This is a genomic window from Streptomyces sp. NPDC041784 (assembly GCF_055591025.1).
In genome coordinates, this window is the sequence record NZ_JBVJAB010000033.1 from 29,034 (window position 1) to 49,173 (window position 20,140).

The following is a 20,140-nucleotide window of genomic DNA, read 5'->3' on the forward strand; positions in this document are numbered from 1 at the left end:
CCCCCCCCCCCCCCCCCCCCCCCCCCCACCCCCCCCCCCCCCCTCCCCCCCCCCCCTCTCCCCCCCCCCCCCCCCCCCCCCCCCCCCCCCACCCCCACCGCCGACCATCGGACGCACCCCTGTCAGAATGCCGAGGTACCCGTCATGCGCCGCAGACTCCTCGCCCTGGCGGCAGCGCTCTCCTCGCTGCCGCTGGCGCTCGCCGCCGCACCGTCCGCCCACGCGGCCGACCCGACGACCATGACCAACGGGTTCTACGTGGACCCCGACTCCAGCGCGAAGCGGTGGGTCGCCGCCAACCCCGGCGACGGCCGGGCGCCCGCCATCAACGCCTCCATCGCCAACACCCCGGCGGCCCGCTGGTTCGGCTCCTGGAGCGGCACCATCGGCACCGCCACCGGCGCGTACGTCGGTGCCGCGGACGCCCGGGACAAGCTGCCCATCCTTGTCGCCTACAACATCTACAACCGCGACTACTGCGGCGGGCACTCCGCGGGCGGAGCCTCCTCGCCGTCCGCCTACACGAACTGGATCGCCCAGTTCGCGGGCGGGATCGCGGGCCGCCCGGCCGTCGTCGTCCTCGAACCCGACTCCCTCGGAGACTACGGCTGCATGACCCAGGCCCAGATCGACGAACGCGAGGGCATGCTCACCGGCGCGCTCTCCGAGTTCAACCGCCAGGCCCCCAACACCTGGGTCTATCTCGACGCCGGCAACCCGGCCTGGGCGAGCGCGGCGACCATGGCCCGGCGCCTCCACGAAGCCGGCCTCCGACAGGCCCACGGGTTCTCGCTCAACGTCTCCAACTACCTGACCACGGCCGAGAACACCGCGTACGGCAACGCCGTCAACAGTGAACTGGGCGCCCGGTACGGCTACACCAAGCCGTTCGTCGTGGACACCAGCCGCAACGGCAACGGCTCCAACGGCCAGTGGTGCAACCCCGCAGGCCGCCGGATCGGCACCCCCAGCCGACTGGGCGGAGGCGCCGAGATGCTCCTGTGGATCAAGGTCCCGGGTGAGTCCGACGGCAACTGCGGCGTAGGAACCGGCTCCTCGGCCGGACAGTTCCTCCCCGAGGTCGCCTACAAGATGATCTACGGCTACTGATCCGGGCCACGGCAAGCAGCGCCGTCACCCCGCCGGGTGAGTTGCCCGGTGGGGTGCGTGGATGATCGAGATTCGGGCGCTCAGCAGGTCGTGGACGGCCACGGGGTGTGCCCCGCAGCTGCAGCCAGACACGGTCTCCGGCCGGAAGCCTCGCGGCGAGCAGGTAGGCGGACCTGTTCCTGTGGTCGTGGAGGGCTCGTTGTCCATGGGGCACCCACTCCGCCGGTGGGCCTCGTCTTTCCGGCATGTATCGGACCGATCCTGGGCCTGCCCGCCTCCGTGGGTGGAAACCGACCACGAAGCGGGGCTGCACCTCCTGCTCGACCACCTCGCGGAGGGTCGGCATCCGGCGGATCGGGCCCTCCCAGCCGCTTCACGACGACGAGTACCCGCACCTGATCGGACGCGCGCCGTCGGGTCTGGCGCACGGATCGACTTCAGCGCGGCCACCGACCGCCACGTCAGGGCCTACTGGCTGACCGTCAGGCCGAGGGAAAGGCTCGCGGTGCTGTACGGCGGGGACAGTGCGGCCGGTTCCAGCAACTAGACATGGGATGTCAACGGGGCGATACCAGAGAGGGATACATCGGCAAACCGACCGCAGGAACAGCGCCGATGCGACCAAACAGCACCCTTGGGACCAAACAGCGCAAGGCCCACCCCCCTGCCGCCGATCCTTGATCTCTGGGCATTCATGGGATGTTTCAGCCGGGATCGTGGTATCCATACGGGTGCGCTTGTGAGGCAAGGTACGGGCCTACCCGCTCGGCACAGGAGGGCCGCCGACGTCGACGGGACGGCGCTGCGGCCGAGCTGCCGACACGGACGGCGATCAGCCGCGCTGATTCACCCAATCACTCACAGAAGAGGACGCTGCATGAGAAGGTCTTGGGTTCTCCCCCTGATCACCCTTGTCGCTGCCGTGCTCGGGGCTACGGCCGCAGGTGTGGCCCCTGCCTCCGCCGGCCCCAACACGCCCTTGCGGGTCATGCCGTTGGGCGACTCGATAACGTGGGGCGTGGGAAGCAGTACGGGCAACGGCTACCGGGGCCCGTTGTGGGACAAGCTTGCGGCTGACGGCCATCCGCTGGACTTCGTCGGCACGGTGCGGGGCGGTTCGATGTCCGACCCCGACAACGAAGGTCACTCCGGATACAAGATCCACCAGATCGCCGCACTCGCCGGCCCTCCGCTGACCCGCTACCGGCCCAACGTCGTGACGCTGATGATCGGGACCAACGACCTCAACGAGTCTTACCAAGTCTCCACGGCCACCGCCCGGCTGAAGTCGCTGGTCGACCAGATCACCGCCGGCGTCCCCGACGCGACGGTCCTCGTGGCCTCCCTGGTCGTGTCCACCAGCGGCTCGGAGGAGCAGTACCGGGCCGCGTACAACCAGGCCATCCCCCAGATCGTGAACGAGGCGCAGGCCGCGGGCAAGCGCGTCGCCTACGTGGACATGAGCAGCCTGACCACGGCCGACCTGGCCGACACCCTGCATCCCAACGACTCGGGCTACCGCAAGATGGCCGACGCCTTCCACCGCGGCGTCCAGGCCGCGGACAGCGCGGGGTGGCTGAGGAACCCCGCCCCCGCCCCCGAACGCGTGCAGTCCGGCATCGCCGGCAAGTGCCTGGACGTCAGCGGCGCCGGCACCGCCGACGGGACCGCCGTCCAGACGTGGAGCTGCGGCAACGGTTCCAACCAGTTCTGGTCCGCCTACACCGACGGCACCCTGCGCTCCATGGGCAAGTGCCTCGACGCCGCCGGAGGGGGCACCGCCAACGGCACCAAGGTGCAGACCTGGGCCTGCCACGGCGGCGCCAACCAGGTCTGGCAGCCCTACAACGGCGGCTACCGCAACCCCGCCTCCGGCCGCTGCCTCGACGTTCCGGGCTTCTCCACGGCCGACGGCACGCAGCTCCACCTGTGGGACTGCACCGGTGGCTCCAACCAGAAGTGGACCGCTCTGACCGCCGGATGACCCCCACTCCCGGGGTCTGAGTCCATTCCGGGCTCAGACCCGGGCGGAAATCGGTAGCGGGCACCGGCGGGTGCGGCGCGTGACTCAGGCGGGTGCGCCGGGCAGGGTCAGACGCAACAGAACCGCCCCGTGAGCGGGCAGTTCGAGAAGCAGGTCACGTCCGTCGTGCGGGATGTCCCTGCGCGACCACACCTCCCGCACGTGGTCGCCGGGGCCCGCGCCGATGGACCCGAGGGGTATGGCCACCTGGCTCGGGGCGTCGGCCAGGGAGAACACCGCGGCGTAACGGGTGCGGCCGTCCACGTCCCCGGCCGTCCACAGGACGAGGTCCCGCTCCCGCAGGACTTCCCGGTTGTCCCTGCTGTGCCACAGCACGTCCAGCGCCTCGTCGTTGGTGAGAAGGTCAATGGTCTCCCTCGGGCTGGTGGGCAGGTCGCCGCCCATCATCAGCGGGGAACGCGAGATCAGCCACAGAGTGAGCAGGCTGGTCTGCTCGGCGGGGGTGAGGGAGCACAGCCGGTCCTCGCCGCGTTCGGCACGGATGCCGATGTGCCCGAGCGGCAGCATGTCGGCGTCCGCCCAGCCGCCCGCGGCGGAGCCGCCTGTCGATGCTGCGCTCTGCCAGGGAGCCCAGCGGGCCATGCGGGCGAACTGGGCTTCGACGTCCTCCCACCGGTCCCACAGGTCGTCGCAGACCCGCCACATGGTGGCGTGCTCCCGCAGATGGTCGAGACGGGCCAGCGAGACGTCGGTGCCGGGTGAGAGGCTCAGTTCGATCGGCCGCCCGCAGCGCTCGATGGCCCGGGCGTACGCGGCGATCTCCCGCTCGTGGTACGGGAAGAGCATGTCGTCGGCCTTGACGAAGTCGACGCCCCACTCGGCGAACTGGGCGACCTGGGCGTCGTAGTACTCCTGGGCGCCCGGGTGGTCGTGGTCGAGGCCGTAGTTGTCGGAGTTCCAGGGGCAGACCGAGCCGGTGTCGGCGACTTCGTCGGCCGTGAAGCCTGTTCCCGCGACGGGCAGCCGGGCGGCGACGGCGCGGCGCGGGATGCCCCGCATGATGTGCAGGCCGAAGCGCAGACCGAGGTCATGCACCCGCCCGGCCAGCGGCGCGAAGCCCGCTCCCTGGGCGGCGGACGGGAACCGGTTCGGGGCCGGGAGCTGGCGGCCGTACGCGTCCAGAGCCAGGGGCGCATCCGGGTTGTAGCCGTGGGCGCGGGCCGTCGGCTCGTACCACTGGATGTCCACCACGACGGTGTCCCAGCCGTGGGCGAGCATGTGGTCCCGCATGAACTCCGCGTTGGCGAGCACCTCGTCTTCGGTGACGGTGGTGCCGTAGCAGTCCCAGCTGTTCCACCCCATCGGCGGACGCGCGTGGTGCGGGGGGATCGGGCGTGGCTGTCGGGTCATCACTGATCGCTTTCGGTGCGGGTGCGCACGACGCTTTCCGTGCGGGTGCGCAGAACGGTGAAGGAGCAGGGCGGGAGGTCGTGGACCGGGCCGGTCACATGGTCCTCGACCGGGGAGGCCGGGGCACGTTCAGCGAGCCCACGATCTGGCACGATCCGGGGCACGCGGTGATCGACTCGGCCGTGATCAAGCACAACGGGGTGTACTACCGCTACACGAAGGACGAGCGGGACCAGACACCGTCCTTGCCAGGCGCGAAGTTCATCATCGCCGAGAAATCCCGCGAACTGACCTCCACGTCGTACGACTTCGTGGCCGACCGCATCGGCGAGGTTCGCCGGCATCCACGACTCCCGTTACCACCTTTACTTCCCCCTCGCGGAACCGGAACGGCTGCAGGAGCGGCGGGCGGAGCTACGCGCGGCCGACGAGGCGGCACTCGTGCTGCACGACCGGACCGTCGATGCCGCTTCCGCCGGCGAGCAACAGCCCGAGAGCGACCACCGGTTCGGGGGACAGGACACATGGTCGGGCGTCACCGACGGGCTGAGGTGGCGAGCCGCCACCGGATGGTGGTCCTGTCACCTGACAGACCGGGACGGTGCCGCCACCGGCCTCCAGGTGATCCCACTCTCCGGCCGAGGTGCCGGACCGACCCGCGTACTGATCGACGGGCAGACGCTGTGCACGCTCATGCCCTCACCGGATCCCAAGGGGGAGGACGTCTCCCAGGTGCTGCGGTTCGACGCGGACCGTCCTGCCGTGCCCGTCGAGGTTCGGTTCGAAGCGGTCGGCCCGGCGGCCACCGTCCGGCTGCGCGAAGTGCGCCTGTTGCGCTGACGCGCCCCATGCTGCGCACACGGCCACCATGGGGCCGGCACGGGAAGGCGGGGCCCGCCAGTCACTCGCCCACTGGCGTCCCGTAGGGGAGGGGTTCGCCCGAGCGCAGGTGCTCCCTCAGCCACTGTTCGGTGTTGTTCACGTGCAGCAGTGCCGCGGCCTGGCTGAGGGTGGCGTCACGGGTGCACAGGGCGTTGTAGATCGCCTCGTGCTCGGCGAGGGTGCGGGCCGCGGCCTTGTCGTCGACCAGACCGCGCCAGATGCGGGCGCGCAGGGTGCGGCCGGAGATCCCTTCCAGGAGGGTGAGGAGGGTCTCGTTGCCCGTGGCCGAGACGACGGCACGGTGGAAGGCGGCGTCGTGGGCGTTGAGCCGTTCGACGTCGTCGCGGGCCTCACGCATGGCGTCCAGGTGCCGCTTCACCTCATCCAGCTGTTCATCAGAGATCCGCGTGGCGGCAAGTGCTGTGGCCATCGGTTCGAGGAGCCGCCTCACCTCCATGAGGTCCTGCAGCGCGACCGAGTCGCCCTGCAGCAGCTCCACCGCACCACCGAGCCCTTCCAGGAGCAGACTCGGCTGCAGGCTGGTCACATACGTGCCGTCGCCGCGCCTGACCTCCAGGACCCGCGCCACGGCCAGTGCCTTGACCGCTTCGCGGGCGAGGTTGCGGGAGAGACCCAGCTGCGCGGCCAGGTCCGGCTCCGGTGGGAGCTTCGAGCCCGGAGGCAGGGCACCGGTCCGGATCAGCTCACGGATCTGTTCGATTGCTTTGTCCGTCAGAGACACCGCACATCCCTCCCCCCACCGTGCTCCGCGAGCACGTCCGACCTGATCAGCCCCTGCACGCGCAGATGGTCCCAGAGGCCGTCCGGGACGCGCTGATCATGGAGTTCCACGTTTCGTCCGACCTGTTCCGGAGTCCGCATGCCGAGGGTGACGTTGATGATACTGGGATGCGTGTACGGGAAGGCGATCGCGGCGGCGGGCAGGGTGGTCCCGTGCGCCGCGCAGACCTCGGCGATCGCCCGGGCACGGGCGACCAGAGCCGGCGGGGCGTCCTGGTAGTCGTACTTCATGCCCTCGGTGGGCCGGTCGCGGGAGAGCAGCCCCGAGTTGAACACGCCCACCGCCACCACACCCTTTCCGAGTTCCCGCGCGGCGGGCAGGACGTCGTCCAGCGCCGACTGGTCCAGAAGTGTGTAGCGCCCGGCCAGCATCACCACGTCGGCGGCCGTCTCACGCAGGAAACGGGCGAGCATCGCCGACCGGTTCATTCCGGCGCCGATCGCGCCGATCACGCCCTGGTCGCGCAGTTCGGCGAGGGTGGGCAGGGCCTCCTCGGCCGCCTGCCGCCAGTGGTCGTCCGGATCGTGCAGGTAGACGATGTCGAGGCGGTCCAGGCCGGTGCGCTCCAGCGTGTCCTCGATGGAGCGGAGCACGCCGTCCCGGCTGAAGTCCCACTGCCGGCGCAGGTCGTCGCGCACGACGAAGCCCTCGGTGTCGACGCCGCGTGGCTCCTCGTTGGGCACCAGCAGCCTGCCCACCTTGGAGGAGATGACGTACTCGGCACGCGGGCGGCCTCGCAGGGCGGCGCCCAGGCGGCGCTCGGAGAGGCCGAGGCCGTAGTGCGGTGCGGTGTCGAAATACCGCAGGCCGGCCTCCCAGGCCGCGTCGACGGCGGCTGTCGCGTCGTCGACCGGGGTGACGCGGTAGAGGTTGCCGATCACGGACGCCCCGAAGCCGAGCTCCGTGAGGGAGACGGACGTGTTCTGGATCTTCCGCTGGTGCAAGACGTGCTCCTGGGGTACGGGTGGTGGGGCGCCGGTCAGCGTCTGACGTGGGCCGACCCGCCCTCGATGAGCGCCTCGACCTCGGCGAGCGAGGCCATGGAGACGTCTCCGGGCGTGGTCATGGTGAGCGCGCCGTGGGCGGTGCCGTAGGCCAGGGCGCGCTCCAGGCCGACGTCGCTGAGCAGTCCGTGGATCAGGCCGGCGGCGAATCCGTCGCCGGAGCCGATGCGGTCCAGAACCTGCAGGCCGGGCATCCGCGGGCCGGTGACGAAGCCGGTTTCGGCGGACCAGGCGGCCGAGGACCAGTCGTTGACCCCGGCCGAGGGCACGTCGCGCAGGGTCGTCGCCAGCACTTTCGCCTCGGGCAGCCGGTCGGCCACCTCGGCGAGCGCGTCCGCCACCTCGTCGGCCCCGACCCGGGCCTGCCCCGGGTACGTCCCGGCCAGGCCCAGGGCGCCCACCACGACGTCGGCGTGCCGGGCGAGGCGCAGGTCGACCTCGCGGGCGGCGTCGGCGCCGCCCCGGCCGGCCCACAGGCTGGGGCGGTAATTGGGGTCGTAGGAGACGGTGACACCGTGGCGGTGAGCGGCGGCCATGGCCTCGTCCGCGACGTCCACCGTGGTGTCGGACAGGCCGGCGAAGATACCGCCGGTGTGGAACCAGCGCACCCCGGCCGAGAACACGGCGTCCCAGTCCACGTCACCCTTCCGCAGCTGGGAGACGGCGGTGTGCGCGCGGTCGCTGACGCCCAGCGCGCCGCGGATGCCGTAGCCGCGTTCGACGAAGTTCAGGCCATTGCGGGCGGTGCGGCCGATGCCGTCGTCGGGCACCCAGCGGATCAGCGAGGTGTCGACGCCGCCCTGGAGGATCAGGTCCTCGACCAGCCGGCCCACCGCGTTGTCGGCGAGAGCGGTCACGACGGCTGTGCGCAGGCCGAAGCAGCGGCGCAGTCCGCGGACGACGTTGTACTCGCCGCCGCCCTCCCAGACCTGGAAGGTGCGGGCGGTGCGGATCCGTCCCTCGCCCGGGTCGAAGCGCAGCATCACTTCGCCGAGGGCCACCACGTCGGTCACGTCGTGCTCCTCTCCACCGCGTCGGCCGTCAGTCGGCGGATCTCCTCGTAGTCGCCCTTCTGAAGATGGGCGACGGTGGCCATCCAGCTCCCGCCCACGGCGAGGACCTCCGGGTCGGCGAGGTAGGCGGCCATGCGGGAGGCGTCGATCCCGCCGGTCGGTACGAACCGCGTCCCGGGGAAGGGCGCCGCGAGCGCCCTCAGCGTCCGCAGGCCACCGAGCGGCTCGGCGGGGAAGAGCTTCACGGTGTCGAGGCCCGCCTTCAGGGCGCGCATCAGCTCGGTGGCGGTGGCGATGCCGGGCACCACCGGCACCCCCAGCTCGCGGCACTTCTGGACGACCTCCTCGTCGAAGCCGGGCGAGACCACGAAGCGAGCCCCGGCCGCCACGGCCCGCTCCGCCTGCTCGGGCGTGAGGACCGTGCCGGCGCCGACGGCCAGGCCCCCGTGAGCGGCCATCGTCTTGAGCACCTGCTCGGCGCCGGAGGTGCGGAAGGTGACCTCGGCGCACCGGGCGCCGCCCGCCGCGAGAGCGTCGGCCAGCGGGCCGGCAGTCGCGGTGGACGGCACGGTCAGCACCGGCAGAAGACGGGCTCCGGCCAGTACGGAGGCCAGGTCGGTGCCGCTCACCGGCCGAGCCATCCGCCGTCGACGGGCAGGACGACGCCGTGGACGTAGGCGGCGGCGTCCGAGGCGAGGAACACCGTGGCACCCGCCAGGTCGTCCGCGCCACCCCACCGGCCGGCGGGGATACGGTCCAGGATCGCCTTGCTGCGCACCGGGTCGTCCTGCAGCGCCTGGGTGTTGTCGGTGGCGATGTAGCCCGGCGCGAGGGCATTGACGTTCACCCCATGTGAGGCCCACTCGTTGGCCAGCGCCTTGGTCAGACCGGCGATGCCGTGCTTGGCGGCGGTGTAGCCGGGGACGGTGATGCCGCCTTGGAAACTGAGCAGCGACGCCGTGAAGATGACCTTCCCCCGGCCGCGCGCCACCATCGACGCGCCCACCGCCCGGGTCAGCGCGAACTGGGCGTTGAGGTTGACCTGGAGCACCAACTCCCAGTCGGCGTCCGTGTGTTCGACGGCCGGGGCACGACGGATCGTGCCCGCGTTGTTGACCAGGATGTCCACCGGCCGCTCGCGCCCGGCAAGGTCCGCGCCCAGGGCCCGTACGGCCTCGGGATCGGCGAAGTCGGTCCGGATCGCCTCGAAGGAGCGGCCCGCGGCGAGAACGTCCTTCTCCACCGCGCTGCCGGACTTCTCCAGCGAAGCGCTCACACCGATGACGTCCGCGCCGGCTTCGGCGAGCGCGCGGGCCATGGCCCGGCCGATGCCGCGCCGGGCTCCGGTGACGACGGCGAGCTTCCCGGTGAGGTCGAAGGGGGTCATACGGCGGCTCCCTGGGCGTCGTCGGCGCAGTCCACGAGGATCTTCATCACGTCGCCGCCGCCCTCCAGGGCCTCGAAAGCGGCGGGCGCCTGCGTGAGCGGGACGACCTTGCTGATCAGCCGCTCGGCCGGGATCGTGCCGTCCGCGACCAGGGTCACCGCCTTCTCGAAGTCGCAGCGGTCGTACAACCGGGCGCCGATGAGGGTGAGTTCGCGCCAGAAGAATCGGTGCAGGTTCACCTCGCGGGGGCGGGGATGAATGGCGACCAGGCACAGCCGGCCGCGCACACCCAGCACGTCCACCGCCGTGTCCACGCCGCCGGCCGCGCCGGACACCTCGAAGGCGACATCCGCCCCCGCCTCCCCCGTCCACCGCCGCACGAGCGCCGGCACGTCGTCGTCAGCCGGATTCCACGGCGTCAGCCCCAACTCCTCCGCCAGCCGCCGACGGTGGGCGCTCGGCTCCACCACCCGGACCTCGGCGCCCGCGGCCCGCGCGACCATTGCGATGAGAACGCCGACCGGCCCGCCGCCGACCACCACGACCTTCTCGCCCTCACGCACGGCGGCCCGTCCCACGTCGTGCACGGCGACCGCCGTCGGCTCGACGAGCGCGGCCCGGTCCAGGGCGAGCGACTCCGGCAGCCCGATCAGCGTCGAGGCAGGCACGGTCCAGCGCTGCTGCATCGCACCCGGGGAGTCGATGCCGATGAAGTCCAGGTGCTGGCAGATGTGCTGGTGGCCCGCCCGGCAGGCCGGGCAGGTGTCGTCCCAGCGCAGCGGCATCACTGTCACCGCGTCGCCCGGCTGCCAGCCCTCGACGCCCGGTCCGACCCGCACGACGCGGCCGGACATCTCATGCCCCAGGACGGCGGGCGCCTGGACCCGGGCGTCCATGTCGCCGTGGAAGATGTGCAGATCGGTGCCGCAGATACCGACAAAGGCGGGGGCCAGCTCCACCTCGCCGGGACCGGGAGAGGAGAGCGCGGCGGGAGCCGTGTCCAGCGTGCGGGCGGACGTGTAACGGACAGCGAGCGTCATCGTGTGATCACGGTCCCTTCAGCGCGGACGCCGATGGTCAGCAGCAGGTTGGCGTAGGTCCGGGTGTCGGCGGTGACGATCGCCAGCGCCAGGTCGGGCGAGCGGGCGGCGTCGTAGAACTCGAAGCGGCCGAGCGTGCCGACCGGGACGGGCGCCAGCATCGAGCTGTACCCGGCGATGGCGGGCGGTTCTGGATCGCCCTCGGGCGGCACCATCACGTGGGCCGACTCGACGGGCAGCGCGCGCAGCAGAACGTCGAGGACGGTGGTGACGTCCAGCAGGCCGGGGGCCAGGTTGAGGTGGACGGTTCTGGCGCGCTCACCGGTGGCGGTGCTCGCGGGGTAGTGGCCGTCGGCGAGCAGCACACGGGCGCCGTGGCCGGCTCCGGCCAGGGATTCGAGGATGCCGGGGTGCAGCAGTTCCGTCAGGAGCACGGTGTCCCCTCCTTCGCGGGGGCGGGGGTCAGGCGGTAGAAGGCGGTCGCGGTGCCGGCGAGCACCGCGTGGATCTCGGTGCCGGAGCAGCCGTCCAGGAGTTCCTCGACCGTGGCGGCCCAGCGGTTCCAGCCGCCGGCGAGAACGCAGACCGGCCAGTCGGAGCCGAACATCAGCCGGTCGGGGCCGAAGGCGGAGAGCAGGACGTCCCACACGGGGCGGATGTCGTCGACGCTCCACTTCTCGTGGTCGGCCTCGGTGACCAGACCCGACACCTTGCAGTGGACCTGGGGATGCCTGGCCAGTGTCCGCACCCACCGGGTCCAGTCGGACAGTTCCTGCCGTGCGATCGGCGGCTTCCCGGCATGGTCCAGGACGAGCGGCAGCTCGGGGAGCCGTTCCGCGAGACGGATCGCCTGCGGCAGCTGGTGGCTGCGGATCAGCACGTCGTATCCGAGCCCGCGCTCCCCGACCGCTCGCAATCCCCTCTCGACGTCCGGCAGTTGGAGCCAGTTCGGGTCGGACTCGCCCTGGACGACGTGCCGTACGGCCCGCAGGTACCGGCCCCCGAGCCCGGTCCGCAGGTCGTCGAGTACGTCGCCGATCGCCTGGGACGTCAGGTCCGCCCAGCCGACGACGGCGCCGATCAGCGGGTCGCTGTCGGCCAGGGCGAGCAGGTCGCGTGTCTCGGGCACGGACGCGACGCACTGGACGACCACCATGCTCGTCAGTCGCCGTCCGGCGAGCGGCCGGGTCGCGGCCGATCGCAGGTCGTGCGAGCTGAAGGTGCGGCGGATCGGCTCGTGCCCGATCTCGTCGAGCCAGGGCTGCGGCCGGACGTCCAGGTCCCAGACGTGGTAGTGGGCGTCGACGAGGGCCTGGACGTCAGACACGAGCGGTCCAGACGGGGCCGTCCGGGTAGATGTACTCCTTGAGGGACTCGGCGTGCATCTGCGCGCTCAGTCCGGGCAGCGTCGGCGCCAGGTAGTGGCCGTCGACGATGCGCACCGGGTCGACGAAGTGTTCGTGCAGGTGGTCGACGTACTCGATGACACGGTCCTCGGTGGTGCCGGAGACGGCGACGTAGTCGAACATCGACAGATGCTGCACCATCTCGCACAGACCGACGCCACCCGCGTGCGGGCAGACCGGCACACCGAACTTCGCGGCGAGCAGCAGGATCGCGATGTTCTCGTTGACGCCGCCGACCCGCGCGGAGTCGATCTGCACGATGTCCACCGCGCCGGCCTGGAGGAGCTGCTTGAAGACGACCCGGTTGGCGATGTGCTCGCCGGTGGCGACCTTGATGGGGCTGACGGCCTTGCGCACGGCGGCGTGGCCGAGGATGTCGTCGGGTGAGGTGGGCTCCTCGATCCAGTAAGGCTGGTAGGGGGCCAGGGCGCCCATCCAGTCGATCGCGGCCTGGACGTCCCATCTCTGGTTGGCGTCCACCGCGATGCGGATGCCGTCGCCGACCGTCTCGCGGGCGGTGCGCATGCGCCGTACGTCGTCCTCCAGGTCGGCGCCGACCTTCAGCTTGATCTGGGTGAAGCCGTCGGCGACGGCCTCACGGGCCAGGCGGGCCAGCTTCTCGTCGGAGTAGCCGAGCCAGCCGGGGGTGGTGGTGTAGGCGGGGTAGCCCTGGTCGAGCAGGTGGCCGATGCGCTGTGCGCGGCCCGGCTCGGCGCGACGCAGGATCTCCAGGGCCTCCTCGGGGGTGAGGGCGTCACTGAGCCAGCGGAAGTCGACCTGGGCGACCAGGTCCTCGGGTGACATCTCACCGAGGAAACGCCACACGGGCTTGCCCGCGCGCTTGGCGGCCAGGTCCCAGGCGGCGTTGACGACGGCACCCGTGGCCATGTGGATGGCGCCCTTCTCCGGGCCGAGCCAGCGCAGTTGGGGGTCGTGGACGAGGGTGCGGGAGAACGCCCCGAGGTCGGCGCAGACTTCGTCGACCGAGAGGCCCACCACGTGCGGGGCGAGGGCCTCGATGGCGGCGGCCTGCACGTCGTTGCCGCGGCCGGTGGTGAAGGCCAGGGCGTGGCCCTCGAGTCCGTCGCCGGCGTCGGTGCGCAGGATGACGTAGGCGGCGGAGTAGTCGGGTTCGGGGTTCATCGCGTCCGACCCGTCCAGGTGCTCGGACGTCGGGAAACGCACGTCCAGCACGTCCAGGGCGGTGATGCGGGCAGAAGTCGGGGAAGCGGACGGGGCGGATGACATGGCGGCAACTCCTGGGAGGGCGGGGGCGATACGGCCCTGCGCGACGAGAGGTGGGGCGGCGGAGGATGTCGGGCGGCCCGGGACGGCCCGCCCGGGGTCACTCCTGGACCTTGCCGCCGGTGATACGTGAGATGGCGAGGGCGACCAGGATGATCAGGCCGTTGAGGGCGCCGATCCACTGGGCGGGGACGCCACCGAGGGTGAGCACGTTCTGGATCATGAAGAGCAGCAGGATGCCGCAGAAAGCCCCGAACATGGTGCCTTTGCCGCCGTTGAGGCTGATCCCGCCGATGACGGCGGCGGCGAAGACGGTGAAGATGTAGCCGTTGCCCTGCGCGGAGGCGACGGAGGCCAGGCGTCCGGAGAGCAGCAGTCCGGCGAGGGCGGCGAGCACGCTGCCGGTGACGATGACGATCCACAGCACCCGGTCGGTGCGGATGCCCGCCGCCTTCGCGGCATCGACGTTGCCGCCGATGGCGTAGAGCGACCGGCCGAAGCTGGTCCAGCCGAGCACCACGATCGCGACGGCGAACAGCACCAGGCAGATCCAGATGGACGCGGGCATCCCGAACCACTGTGCGGTGCCGAGGTAGAGCATCGACGGTGGCAGCTGGAAGAACGTCTGGCCCCCGGAGATGCCCGTGAGGACACCACGCAGCACGATCAGCATGCCGAGGGTGACGATGAAGCCGTTGAGACCGAAGCGGATGATGAGCAGGGCGTTGATCACGCCGACGAGCGCGCCCACGGCGAGGGTGACGGGGATGGCCCACGCGCCGGGGAGCAGCCCGAGTCCATGGCCCGCGCCGGTCGGCACCACCATCCAGGCCGCGACGCCGGGCGCGAGGCCCATGGTGGACTCCAGCGACAGGTCCATCTTCTTGACGATCAGGACCATCGTCTGGGCGAGGACCAGCAGGGCGATTTCGGACATGGTCTGCAGGACGTTGATGAGGTTGTCGGCCTGCAGGAAGACCGGGTTGACGATCTGTCCGACGATCGCGATGACCAGGATGGCCGGGACGAGCGCCAGGTCGCGCAGGCGGGCCAGGGGTATCCGGCCACCGAGCAGCGCGGTCCGCTTCGGCTGCCGCTCCGGGGCTTTGGCGGCGGCGGTGTCCGCGAGGACGGTTTCAGGCATCACTTCAGGCATGCAGGTCCACTCCTTCCATCGCGGCCACGAGGTCGTGGTCGTGCCAGCCGCGGGCGATCTCTGAGGTCACGCGGCCCTGGAACATCACCAGGACCCGGTCGCACATGCGCAGGTCGTCAAGTTCGTCGGAGGCGATGAGCACTCCGGTGCCGGTCTGCGCGGTCTCCTCGACCTTGCCGAGGAGGAACTCCTTGGAGCGCACGTCCACGCCCGCGGTCGGATTGATCAGGACCAGCAGCCGCGGGTCGTCGGCGAGGGCGCGGGCCATGACGACCTTCTGCTGGTTGCCTCCGGACAGCGCGGAGACGGGCAGTTCGGGACCGGGCGTCTTGATCGCGAGGTTCTCGATCATGCCCGCGGCGAGCCCGTCTCGGCGGCTGCGGCTGAGGAACCCGTTCCGGCCGAGCCGCTTCGGCACGGACAGGGTGGCGTTGTCCGCGATCGACATGTCGGGAACGAAGCCCTGGTGGTGCCGGTCCTGGGGGACGAACCCGGCGCCGGCGGCGAGCGCCGCGGGCACGCTGCCCGGCCGGGGCCGCGTCCCGGCGATCTCCACGTCGCCCGCCGTTGCCGCCCGCAGCCCGACGACGGTCTCGGCGACCTCGGTGCGCCCGCTGCCGGCGGCGCCCGCGAGGCCGACGATCTCGCCGGCCCCGATCTGGAAACTGACGTCGTCGTACCCGTCGCCCCGCAGCACGCGGACGTTCAGTGCGGTCGTGGCGCCGGGGTCGAGGGTGCCGGCCCGATCCTCGCGCCGGTCGGCCGCCGCCTCGCCGGTCATGGCGGCGACGAGGTCGGCGCGAGGGAGCTCCGCGACCGGCGCGGTCACGATGTGCCGGGCGTCGCGGAACACCGTCACCATGTCGCAGATCTCGTAGATCTCCTTCAGATGGTGGCTGATGAACAGGAAGGTCACGCCCTGGCGTTGCAGGTCGCGGATGCGGTCGAAGAGGCGGTTGATGGCCGCCCCGTCGAGCTGGGCGGTCGGCTCGTCGAGGATGATGAACCGCGCCCCGAAGGACAGCGCGCGGGCGATCTCGACGAACTGCCTCTGCTCGACGCTCAGTTCACCGGCCGAGGTCTGCGGGTCGACGTCCACCGACCAGATCGACAGCAGGTCCTGTGCGCGGCGACGGGTGGCCTGCCAGCTGATGAGGCGGCTGGGGCCGTGGTTGTGCCGGTTCAGGAAGAGGTTCTCGGTGACCGTCAGCGTGGGGATGATCGTCGACTTCTGGTAGACGCAGGCCACGCGCCGACGCCAGGCGTCGCGGTCGCTGAGCCGGGGGGCCGACTCGCCGCCGAAGGTCACCGTTCCCTCGTCGGGGGCCTGCAGGCCGGTGAGGACCGACACCAGGGTCGACTTGCCGGCTCCGTTGCGGCCGACGAGCGCGTGGGTCTCGCCGGGCCTGATGGTGATCCGGGCGCCCTTCAGGGCCACCGTCGGACCGAATCGTTTGACTATGCCCGTCGCCTCGACGACGGGCGGGTCCGAGGGGACCCGTCCGTCGTCCGCCGAGGCGGGGGCGGGGGTGAGTGCTCGCTCCCCGTCGCTCATCTCAACCGCCTTGTTCTCGTACGCCGTTGCGTTCCCGATGAGAAATCAGAGGGATCAGAGGAATCAGCCGAGGTCGTTGCCCCACAGCGACTTGTCGTCGCTCTTGAGGCTGGGCACGCCGCCGTAGGTGCCGCCGTCGGCGGTGACGAGCGGGGCGGAGAGCTGATCCTCGAGCAGGCCGTCACGGACCTGGATGATGGTGCTGTCGTGGTCGGTCTTGCCGGGCTTGAACGTCTGTCCGTCGATCGCGGCCTTGAGGTAGTACAGGGCGTACTTGGCGTAGAGGTCGGCCGGCTGGGAGACGGTGGCGTCGATCTTGCCCTCGGCGATGGACTTGAGCTCCTCGGGGATGCCGTCGTTGGACACGACGAACACGTGCTTCTTGTCCTTCGGGTCCACCAACAGACCCTTCTGCTTCAGGACTTGGAGCGTGCCGGCCAGGGCGAAGCTGGACTGCATGTAGATGCCCTTGATGTCCGGGTTGGCAGTCAGGTCGGTCTGGAGCTTCTGCGCGGCGACGGCGCCGTCCCAGTTGGTGGCCTCGCCGAACACCTTGATGTCCGGGTAGTTCTTCTTCATGCAGTCGTTGAACGCCTCCGTGCGGTCACGGCCGTTGATGGAGTCCAGGCCTCCCTGCAGCATCACCACCTTGCCCTTGCCGCCGAGCTTGGTGCCCAGGTACTGACACGCCTTCTCGCCGTAGGCGCGGTTGTCGGCGCGCACGACCATGAACACCTTGCCGGTGTCAGGGCGGGTGTCGACGGTGACGACGGGGATCTTCTTCGCCTCCATCTGGGCGAGGGTGGGCGCGATGGCGGCGGTGTCCTGCGGAGCCATCGCGAGGCCCTTGACGCCCTGGCTGATGAACGTCTGCGCGTTGGCGGTCAGCTTGGCGACGTCGTTCTGCGAGTTGGTGGTCTTCAGGTCCAGCCCCAGCTCCTTGGCGTACTGGGGCGTGTACTTGATGTAGGAGTTCCAGAAGTCGGTGTCGGAGCGGGGGTAGTCGACGCCGACGAGGGGCATGCCACTCGACGACCCCGACGTGGCGGAACCGCTGCCGCACGCGCTGAGCAGCGCAAGTGCGGACAGGGCGGATACGGCGGAACAGAGGGCGGTCCTGAGTCTCATCGGTGCTTCCTCGCGCCGGTCCCGTAGTGGGAGATGTTTCGCCTCGACGACATCTGCGTATCGCCGTGCGGTAGAGATGGGATGTTTATAGGGCCGCTTCCCGTCACCTGTCCAGCCCCTTGCGCATCCATGCGAGGAAATCCCAGGTCACATCCCACACGGAGATCGGGGCGGCATCGCGAGGATAAGATCCATCCCATCAATCCTTGCCATTGGATGGCCTCAATCGGTCGCGATGCCCTCACAGACATACGATGTTTAGACAGTCGCAATCTGCCTCAAAAATGAACAAGCAGGGCTAATTTCCTGACGGTTGGGCGGTTTTCATCCCTGCACAGTGGTTGACATCCCAGGGACACATGGCGGACCTTCATCCGTAACAAGCGGCGCTCCATGCACGAGAGTCACGCCGACTTGTGTCCTCCGCATGCCCCTGTTCCTCTTCCGTACCAGGGATGTCTCCATGTCGAGTTCGATCAACAGACGCAACTTCCTGGCCGGCGCCACCTGTGTGGCCGCGGCGGCCGTTGCCGGAGGTGTGTTCGGTTCCGGCACAGCCCAGGCGGCGCCCAGCACATACACGCCCGACTGGAACTCGGTCGACCAGCACCCGCCGGCCCCGGAGTGGTTCCAGGACGCGAAGTTCGGGATCTACTTCCACTGGGGCGTTTTCAGCGTCCCCGCCTACGAGAACGAGTGGTACCCGCGGAGCATGTACCAGGCGGGTGGCAACGCCAACCAGCACCACATCGCGACCTACGGCCAGCCCTCGGCATGGCCGTACCACAACTTCATCAACGGCGCCCAGGACCTGGCGGGCAACTTCGTGAAGTTCGCGCCGAAGCTGAAGTCGGCCGGCGGGAAGTTCGACCCCGACGAGTGGGTGCAGCTGTTCGTCGACGCCGGCGCCAGGTTCGCCGGCCCGGTCGCCGAGCACCATGACGGCTTCTCCATGTGGGACAGCCAGGTCAACGAGTGGAACTCGGTGGACATGGGCCCGGAGCTGGACCTGCTGCGGCTCTTCTCCACGGCCATCCGCGCCAGGAACCTCAAGCTGCTCGTGGCCATGCACCACGCGTACAACTACAACGGCTTCTACGAACACGTCCCCGCTCAGACGGACCCCAGCCTCAAGAAGCTCTACGGGCAGCTGGGCCCGGCCGCCGAGAACCAGCTCTGGTTCGACAAGCTCAAGGAGGTCATCGACCGCGCCCAGCCCGACATCCTGTGGCAGGACTTCAGGATGGACGCCGTCGACGAGCAACAGCGTCTGAACTTCCTGGCCTACTACTACAACCAGGCCAACAGCTGGGGTCGTGAGGTCGTCGCCACCTACAAGGACGGCATGAACGGCAAGGGCGAGGTCTTCGACTACGAGCGCGGCGGCCCGGCCGACATCACCACTCCGTACTGGCTGACCGACGACAGCATCTCCAGCAGCAGCTGGTGCTACACCCAGGGCATCGGCTACTACACCATCCAGCAGATGCTGCACTCGTTCATCGACCGGGTCAGCAAGAACGGCAACGTGCTGCTGAACATCGCGCCCGTGGCCGACGGCACCATCCCCCAGGCGCAGAAGGACATCCTGCTCGGTATCGGAGACCACCTGAAGCGCTTCGGCGAGTCGGTGTACTCGACCCGCGCCTGGACGGAGTACGGCGAAGGCCCGACGAAAATGGGCGGCGGCTCGTTCACCACTCCGCATGCCGGCACGCCGCAGGACATCCGCTTCACCCGCGACAAGGCCGGCAACGTCCTGTACGCCACCGTCCTGGGCTGGCCCGGGAGCTCCCTGACGATCAAGACCCTCAGCTCGGACCGGATCAACCTGTCGTCGCTGACCTCGGTCAAGCTCCTCGGCTCCACCGCCGGTACCTACATCGACCTGCCCAGGCCGACCCAGAACTCCTCGGGCCTCACGGTCACCCTGCCGTCCTCGGCGCCGTACAGTGCGAACGCCTACGTCCTGAAGCTGGCTTTCTCCGGCACGATCCCGGGGCTGCGGCCGCTCGCCGGAGCCGTCGCCTTCGGGGACGTCAACTACAGCGGCAACTCGGCCGTACTCACCGTCGGTGACTACACCACGGCCCACCTCACCTCGGCCGGGCTGGGCGCGGGCAGTATCTCCTCCCTCCGGCCGGCCCCCGGCTACCAGGTGATCGGCTACTCCGGGGACAACTTCAGCGGCACCTCCTGGACGTTCAGCGCCGAGAACCCCGACCTGCGGGTCACCGGCAACAACGACCAGATCGCCTCGCTGAGGGTCCAGTTCAACCCGGCGACCCACTTCCGGGTCACCAACGCCACCAACGGACTCGCCCTGGACAGCGGCGGCGGCGTGGCCTCCGGGTCGAACCTCAAGCAGTGGACCTGGGACGGCAGCTCCAACCTGCAATGGCAGGCGGAGGCGGTCGGCGGCGGCTACTACCGGCTGGTCAACCGCACGAACGGCATGGTCGCCGACGGCTGGGGCGCCACCGACAACGGCTCTCCGGCCCGACAGGCCTCCTGGAACGGCGGCACCAACCAGCAGTGGAAGATCGTCCACCGGGGCGGCGACCGCTACTCGATCGCCAACCGCACCACCGGCCTGGTCCTCGACGGCGGTGGCAACGTCGCCTCGGGCTCCGTCACCAAGCAGTGGACGTACGGCAGCAGCACCAACCTGTTGTGGAGCTTCACCGCCATCTGATCCCTTTTTCCCCAGCCTCCCGCCGCCGCCCGGATTCCGTTCCACGCCGACCGGGCGGCGGTGGGTCACCACGACGGTGGGTCACCACTTCACTCCCCCACGACCACGCGGCGCCGACCGCACCAAGGAGTCTCCGTGACGGGCAGCTCCATCGACCGCAGACGGTTCCTCACCGCGGCCGCACTGACCGCAGGAGCCGCCGCCCTGCCCGGCGGCCTGCTCGCGGGCCGGGCGGAAGCGGCCGTCCCCCGCAGATCACGCTCCCCGAGCGCGGCATCCACGACACGTCCCCGGCCTCCTCCTGGACCGACGGCTTCCTCACC

Annotated in this window: 17 protein-coding genes and 1 pseudogene; 5 read left to right on the plus strand and 13 right to left on the minus strand. The window is 70.3% G+C overall.

Annotated elements, in window-relative coordinates:
* Positions 1 to 144 precede the first annotated feature (144 nt).
* Together ACZ6D7_RS40075 and ACZ6D7_RS40080 are read left to right on the plus strand one after the other, a co-directional pair.
* Positions 145 to 1,110 (plus strand): glycoside hydrolase family 6 protein, encoded by a 966-nt coding sequence (locus tag ACZ6D7_RS40075; RefSeq protein ID WP_469501788.1) that lies wholly within the window; start codon positions 145 to 147, stop codon positions 1,108 to 1,110.
* Positions 1,111 to 1,987: 877 nt separating this feature from the next.
* Complete coding sequence (locus tag ACZ6D7_RS40080) at positions 1,988 to 3,094, plus strand: ricin-type beta-trefoil lectin domain protein (RefSeq protein ID WP_469501791.1); 1,107 nt, start codon at positions 1,988 to 1,990, stop codon at positions 3,092 to 3,094.
* An 84-nt stretch (positions 3,095 to 3,178) separates the two neighbouring features.
* On the opposite strand, the gene ACZ6D7_RS40085 is transcribed toward ACZ6D7_RS40080, so the two are convergent.
* Positions 3,179 to 4,456 carry a glycoside hydrolase family 27 protein gene (locus ACZ6D7_RS40085; RefSeq protein WP_469501794.1) on the minus strand — a complete coding sequence of 426 codons (1,278 nt, stop codon included), beginning with the start codon at positions 4,454 to 4,456 and terminating at the stop codon, positions 3,179 to 3,181.
* A gap of 173 nt (positions 4,457 to 4,629) precedes the next feature.
* Between ACZ6D7_RS40085 and ACZ6D7_RS40090 the strand changes: the two are divergent.
* Together ACZ6D7_RS40090 and ACZ6D7_RS40095 are read left to right on the plus strand one after the other, a co-directional pair.
* Positions 4,630 to 4,833, plus strand: a pseudogene (locus tag ACZ6D7_RS40090) (glycoside hydrolase family 43 protein); the annotation flags it as partial.
* 112 nt (positions 4,834 to 4,945) lie between these two features.
* Positions 4,946 to 5,344, plus strand: a complete 399-nt coding sequence (locus ACZ6D7_RS40095; RefSeq protein ID WP_469501797.1) for a DUF6805 domain-containing protein — start codon at positions 4,946 to 4,948, stop codon at positions 5,342 to 5,344.
* Between the two features lie 61 nt (positions 5,345 to 5,405).
* On the opposite strand, the gene ACZ6D7_RS40100 is transcribed toward ACZ6D7_RS40095, so the two are convergent.
* The 12 genes from ACZ6D7_RS40100 to ACZ6D7_RS40155 form a co-directional block, all read right to left on the minus strand.
* Positions 5,406 to 6,128 (minus strand): FadR/GntR family transcriptional regulator, encoded by a 723-nt coding sequence (locus tag ACZ6D7_RS40100; protein ID WP_469501800.1) that lies wholly within the window; start codon positions 6,126 to 6,128, stop codon positions 5,406 to 5,408.
* Positions 6,119 to 7,132, minus strand: coding sequence for an aldo/keto reductase (locus ACZ6D7_RS40105; RefSeq protein WP_469501801.1), 1,014 nt, complete (start codon positions 7,130 to 7,132; stop codon positions 6,119 to 6,121). The genes ACZ6D7_RS40100 and ACZ6D7_RS40105 overlap by 10 nt, the downstream gene beginning before the upstream one ends.
* A 35-nt stretch (positions 7,133 to 7,167) precedes the next feature.
* A complete protein-coding gene (locus ACZ6D7_RS40110; protein WP_469501805.1) occupies positions 7,168 to 8,205 on the minus strand; it encodes a PfkB family carbohydrate kinase in 1,038 nt (345 codons plus the stop codon).
* Positions 8,202 to 8,834: a bifunctional 4-hydroxy-2-oxoglutarate aldolase/2-dehydro-3-deoxy-phosphogluconate aldolase gene (locus tag ACZ6D7_RS40115; protein WP_469501808.1), complete on the minus strand. Its 633-nt coding sequence runs from the start codon at positions 8,832 to 8,834 to the stop codon at positions 8,202 to 8,204. Before ACZ6D7_RS40115 ends, ACZ6D7_RS40110 begins: the two co-directional genes overlap by 4 nt.
* A complete protein-coding gene (locus ACZ6D7_RS40120) occupies positions 8,831 to 9,592 on the minus strand; it encodes an SDR family oxidoreductase (RefSeq protein WP_469501811.1) in 762 nt (253 codons plus the stop codon). The genes ACZ6D7_RS40115 and ACZ6D7_RS40120 overlap by 4 nt, the downstream gene beginning before the upstream one ends.
* The gene (locus tag ACZ6D7_RS40125; protein ID WP_469501813.1) at positions 9,589 to 10,632 is read right to left on the minus strand and encodes a zinc-dependent alcohol dehydrogenase; all 1,044 of its coding nucleotides are present in this window, start codon (positions 10,630 to 10,632) and stop codon (positions 9,589 to 9,591) included. Before ACZ6D7_RS40125 ends, ACZ6D7_RS40120 begins: the two co-directional genes overlap by 4 nt.
* Positions 10,629 to 11,066 carry an RbsD/FucU domain-containing protein gene (locus tag ACZ6D7_RS40130; RefSeq protein WP_469501816.1) on the minus strand — a complete coding sequence of 146 codons (438 nt, stop codon included), beginning with the start codon at positions 11,064 to 11,066 and terminating at the stop codon, positions 10,629 to 10,631. The genes ACZ6D7_RS40125 and ACZ6D7_RS40130 overlap by 4 nt, the downstream gene beginning before the upstream one ends.
* Positions 11,057 to 11,959 (minus strand): amidohydrolase family protein, encoded by a 903-nt coding sequence (locus ACZ6D7_RS40135; RefSeq protein WP_469501817.1) that lies wholly within the window; start codon positions 11,957 to 11,959, stop codon positions 11,057 to 11,059. Before ACZ6D7_RS40135 ends, ACZ6D7_RS40130 begins: the two co-directional genes overlap by 10 nt.
* Complete coding sequence (locus ACZ6D7_RS40140) at positions 11,952 to 13,286, minus strand: L-fuconate dehydratase (protein ID WP_469501820.1); 1,335 nt, start codon at positions 13,284 to 13,286, stop codon at positions 11,952 to 11,954. Before ACZ6D7_RS40140 ends, ACZ6D7_RS40135 begins: the two co-directional genes overlap by 8 nt.
* Positions 13,287 to 13,383: 97 nt before the next feature.
* A complete protein-coding gene (locus ACZ6D7_RS40145) occupies positions 13,384 to 14,427 on the minus strand; it encodes an ABC transporter permease (protein ID WP_469501867.1) in 1,044 nt (347 codons plus the stop codon).
* Between the two features lie 4 nt (positions 14,428 to 14,431).
* Positions 14,432 to 15,994 carry a sugar ABC transporter ATP-binding protein gene (locus ACZ6D7_RS40150; RefSeq protein WP_469501822.1) on the minus strand — a complete coding sequence of 521 codons (1,563 nt, stop codon included), beginning with the start codon at positions 15,992 to 15,994 and terminating at the stop codon, positions 14,432 to 14,434.
* A gap of 63 nt (positions 15,995 to 16,057) precedes the next feature.
* The gene (locus ACZ6D7_RS40155) at positions 16,058 to 17,122 is read right to left on the minus strand and encodes a sugar ABC transporter substrate-binding protein (RefSeq protein WP_469501823.1); all 1,065 of its coding nucleotides are present in this window, start codon (positions 17,120 to 17,122) and stop codon (positions 16,058 to 16,060) included.
* Between the two features lie 463 nt (positions 17,123 to 17,585).
* Between ACZ6D7_RS40155 and ACZ6D7_RS40160 the strand changes: the two genes are divergently transcribed.
* On the plus strand, positions 17,586 to 19,817 hold the full coding sequence (locus ACZ6D7_RS40160; protein ID WP_469501824.1) for an alpha-L-fucosidase: 2,232 nt from the start codon (positions 17,586 to 17,588) through the stop codon (positions 19,815 to 19,817).
* The last annotated feature ends 323 nt before the right edge of the window (positions 19,818 to 20,140 follow it).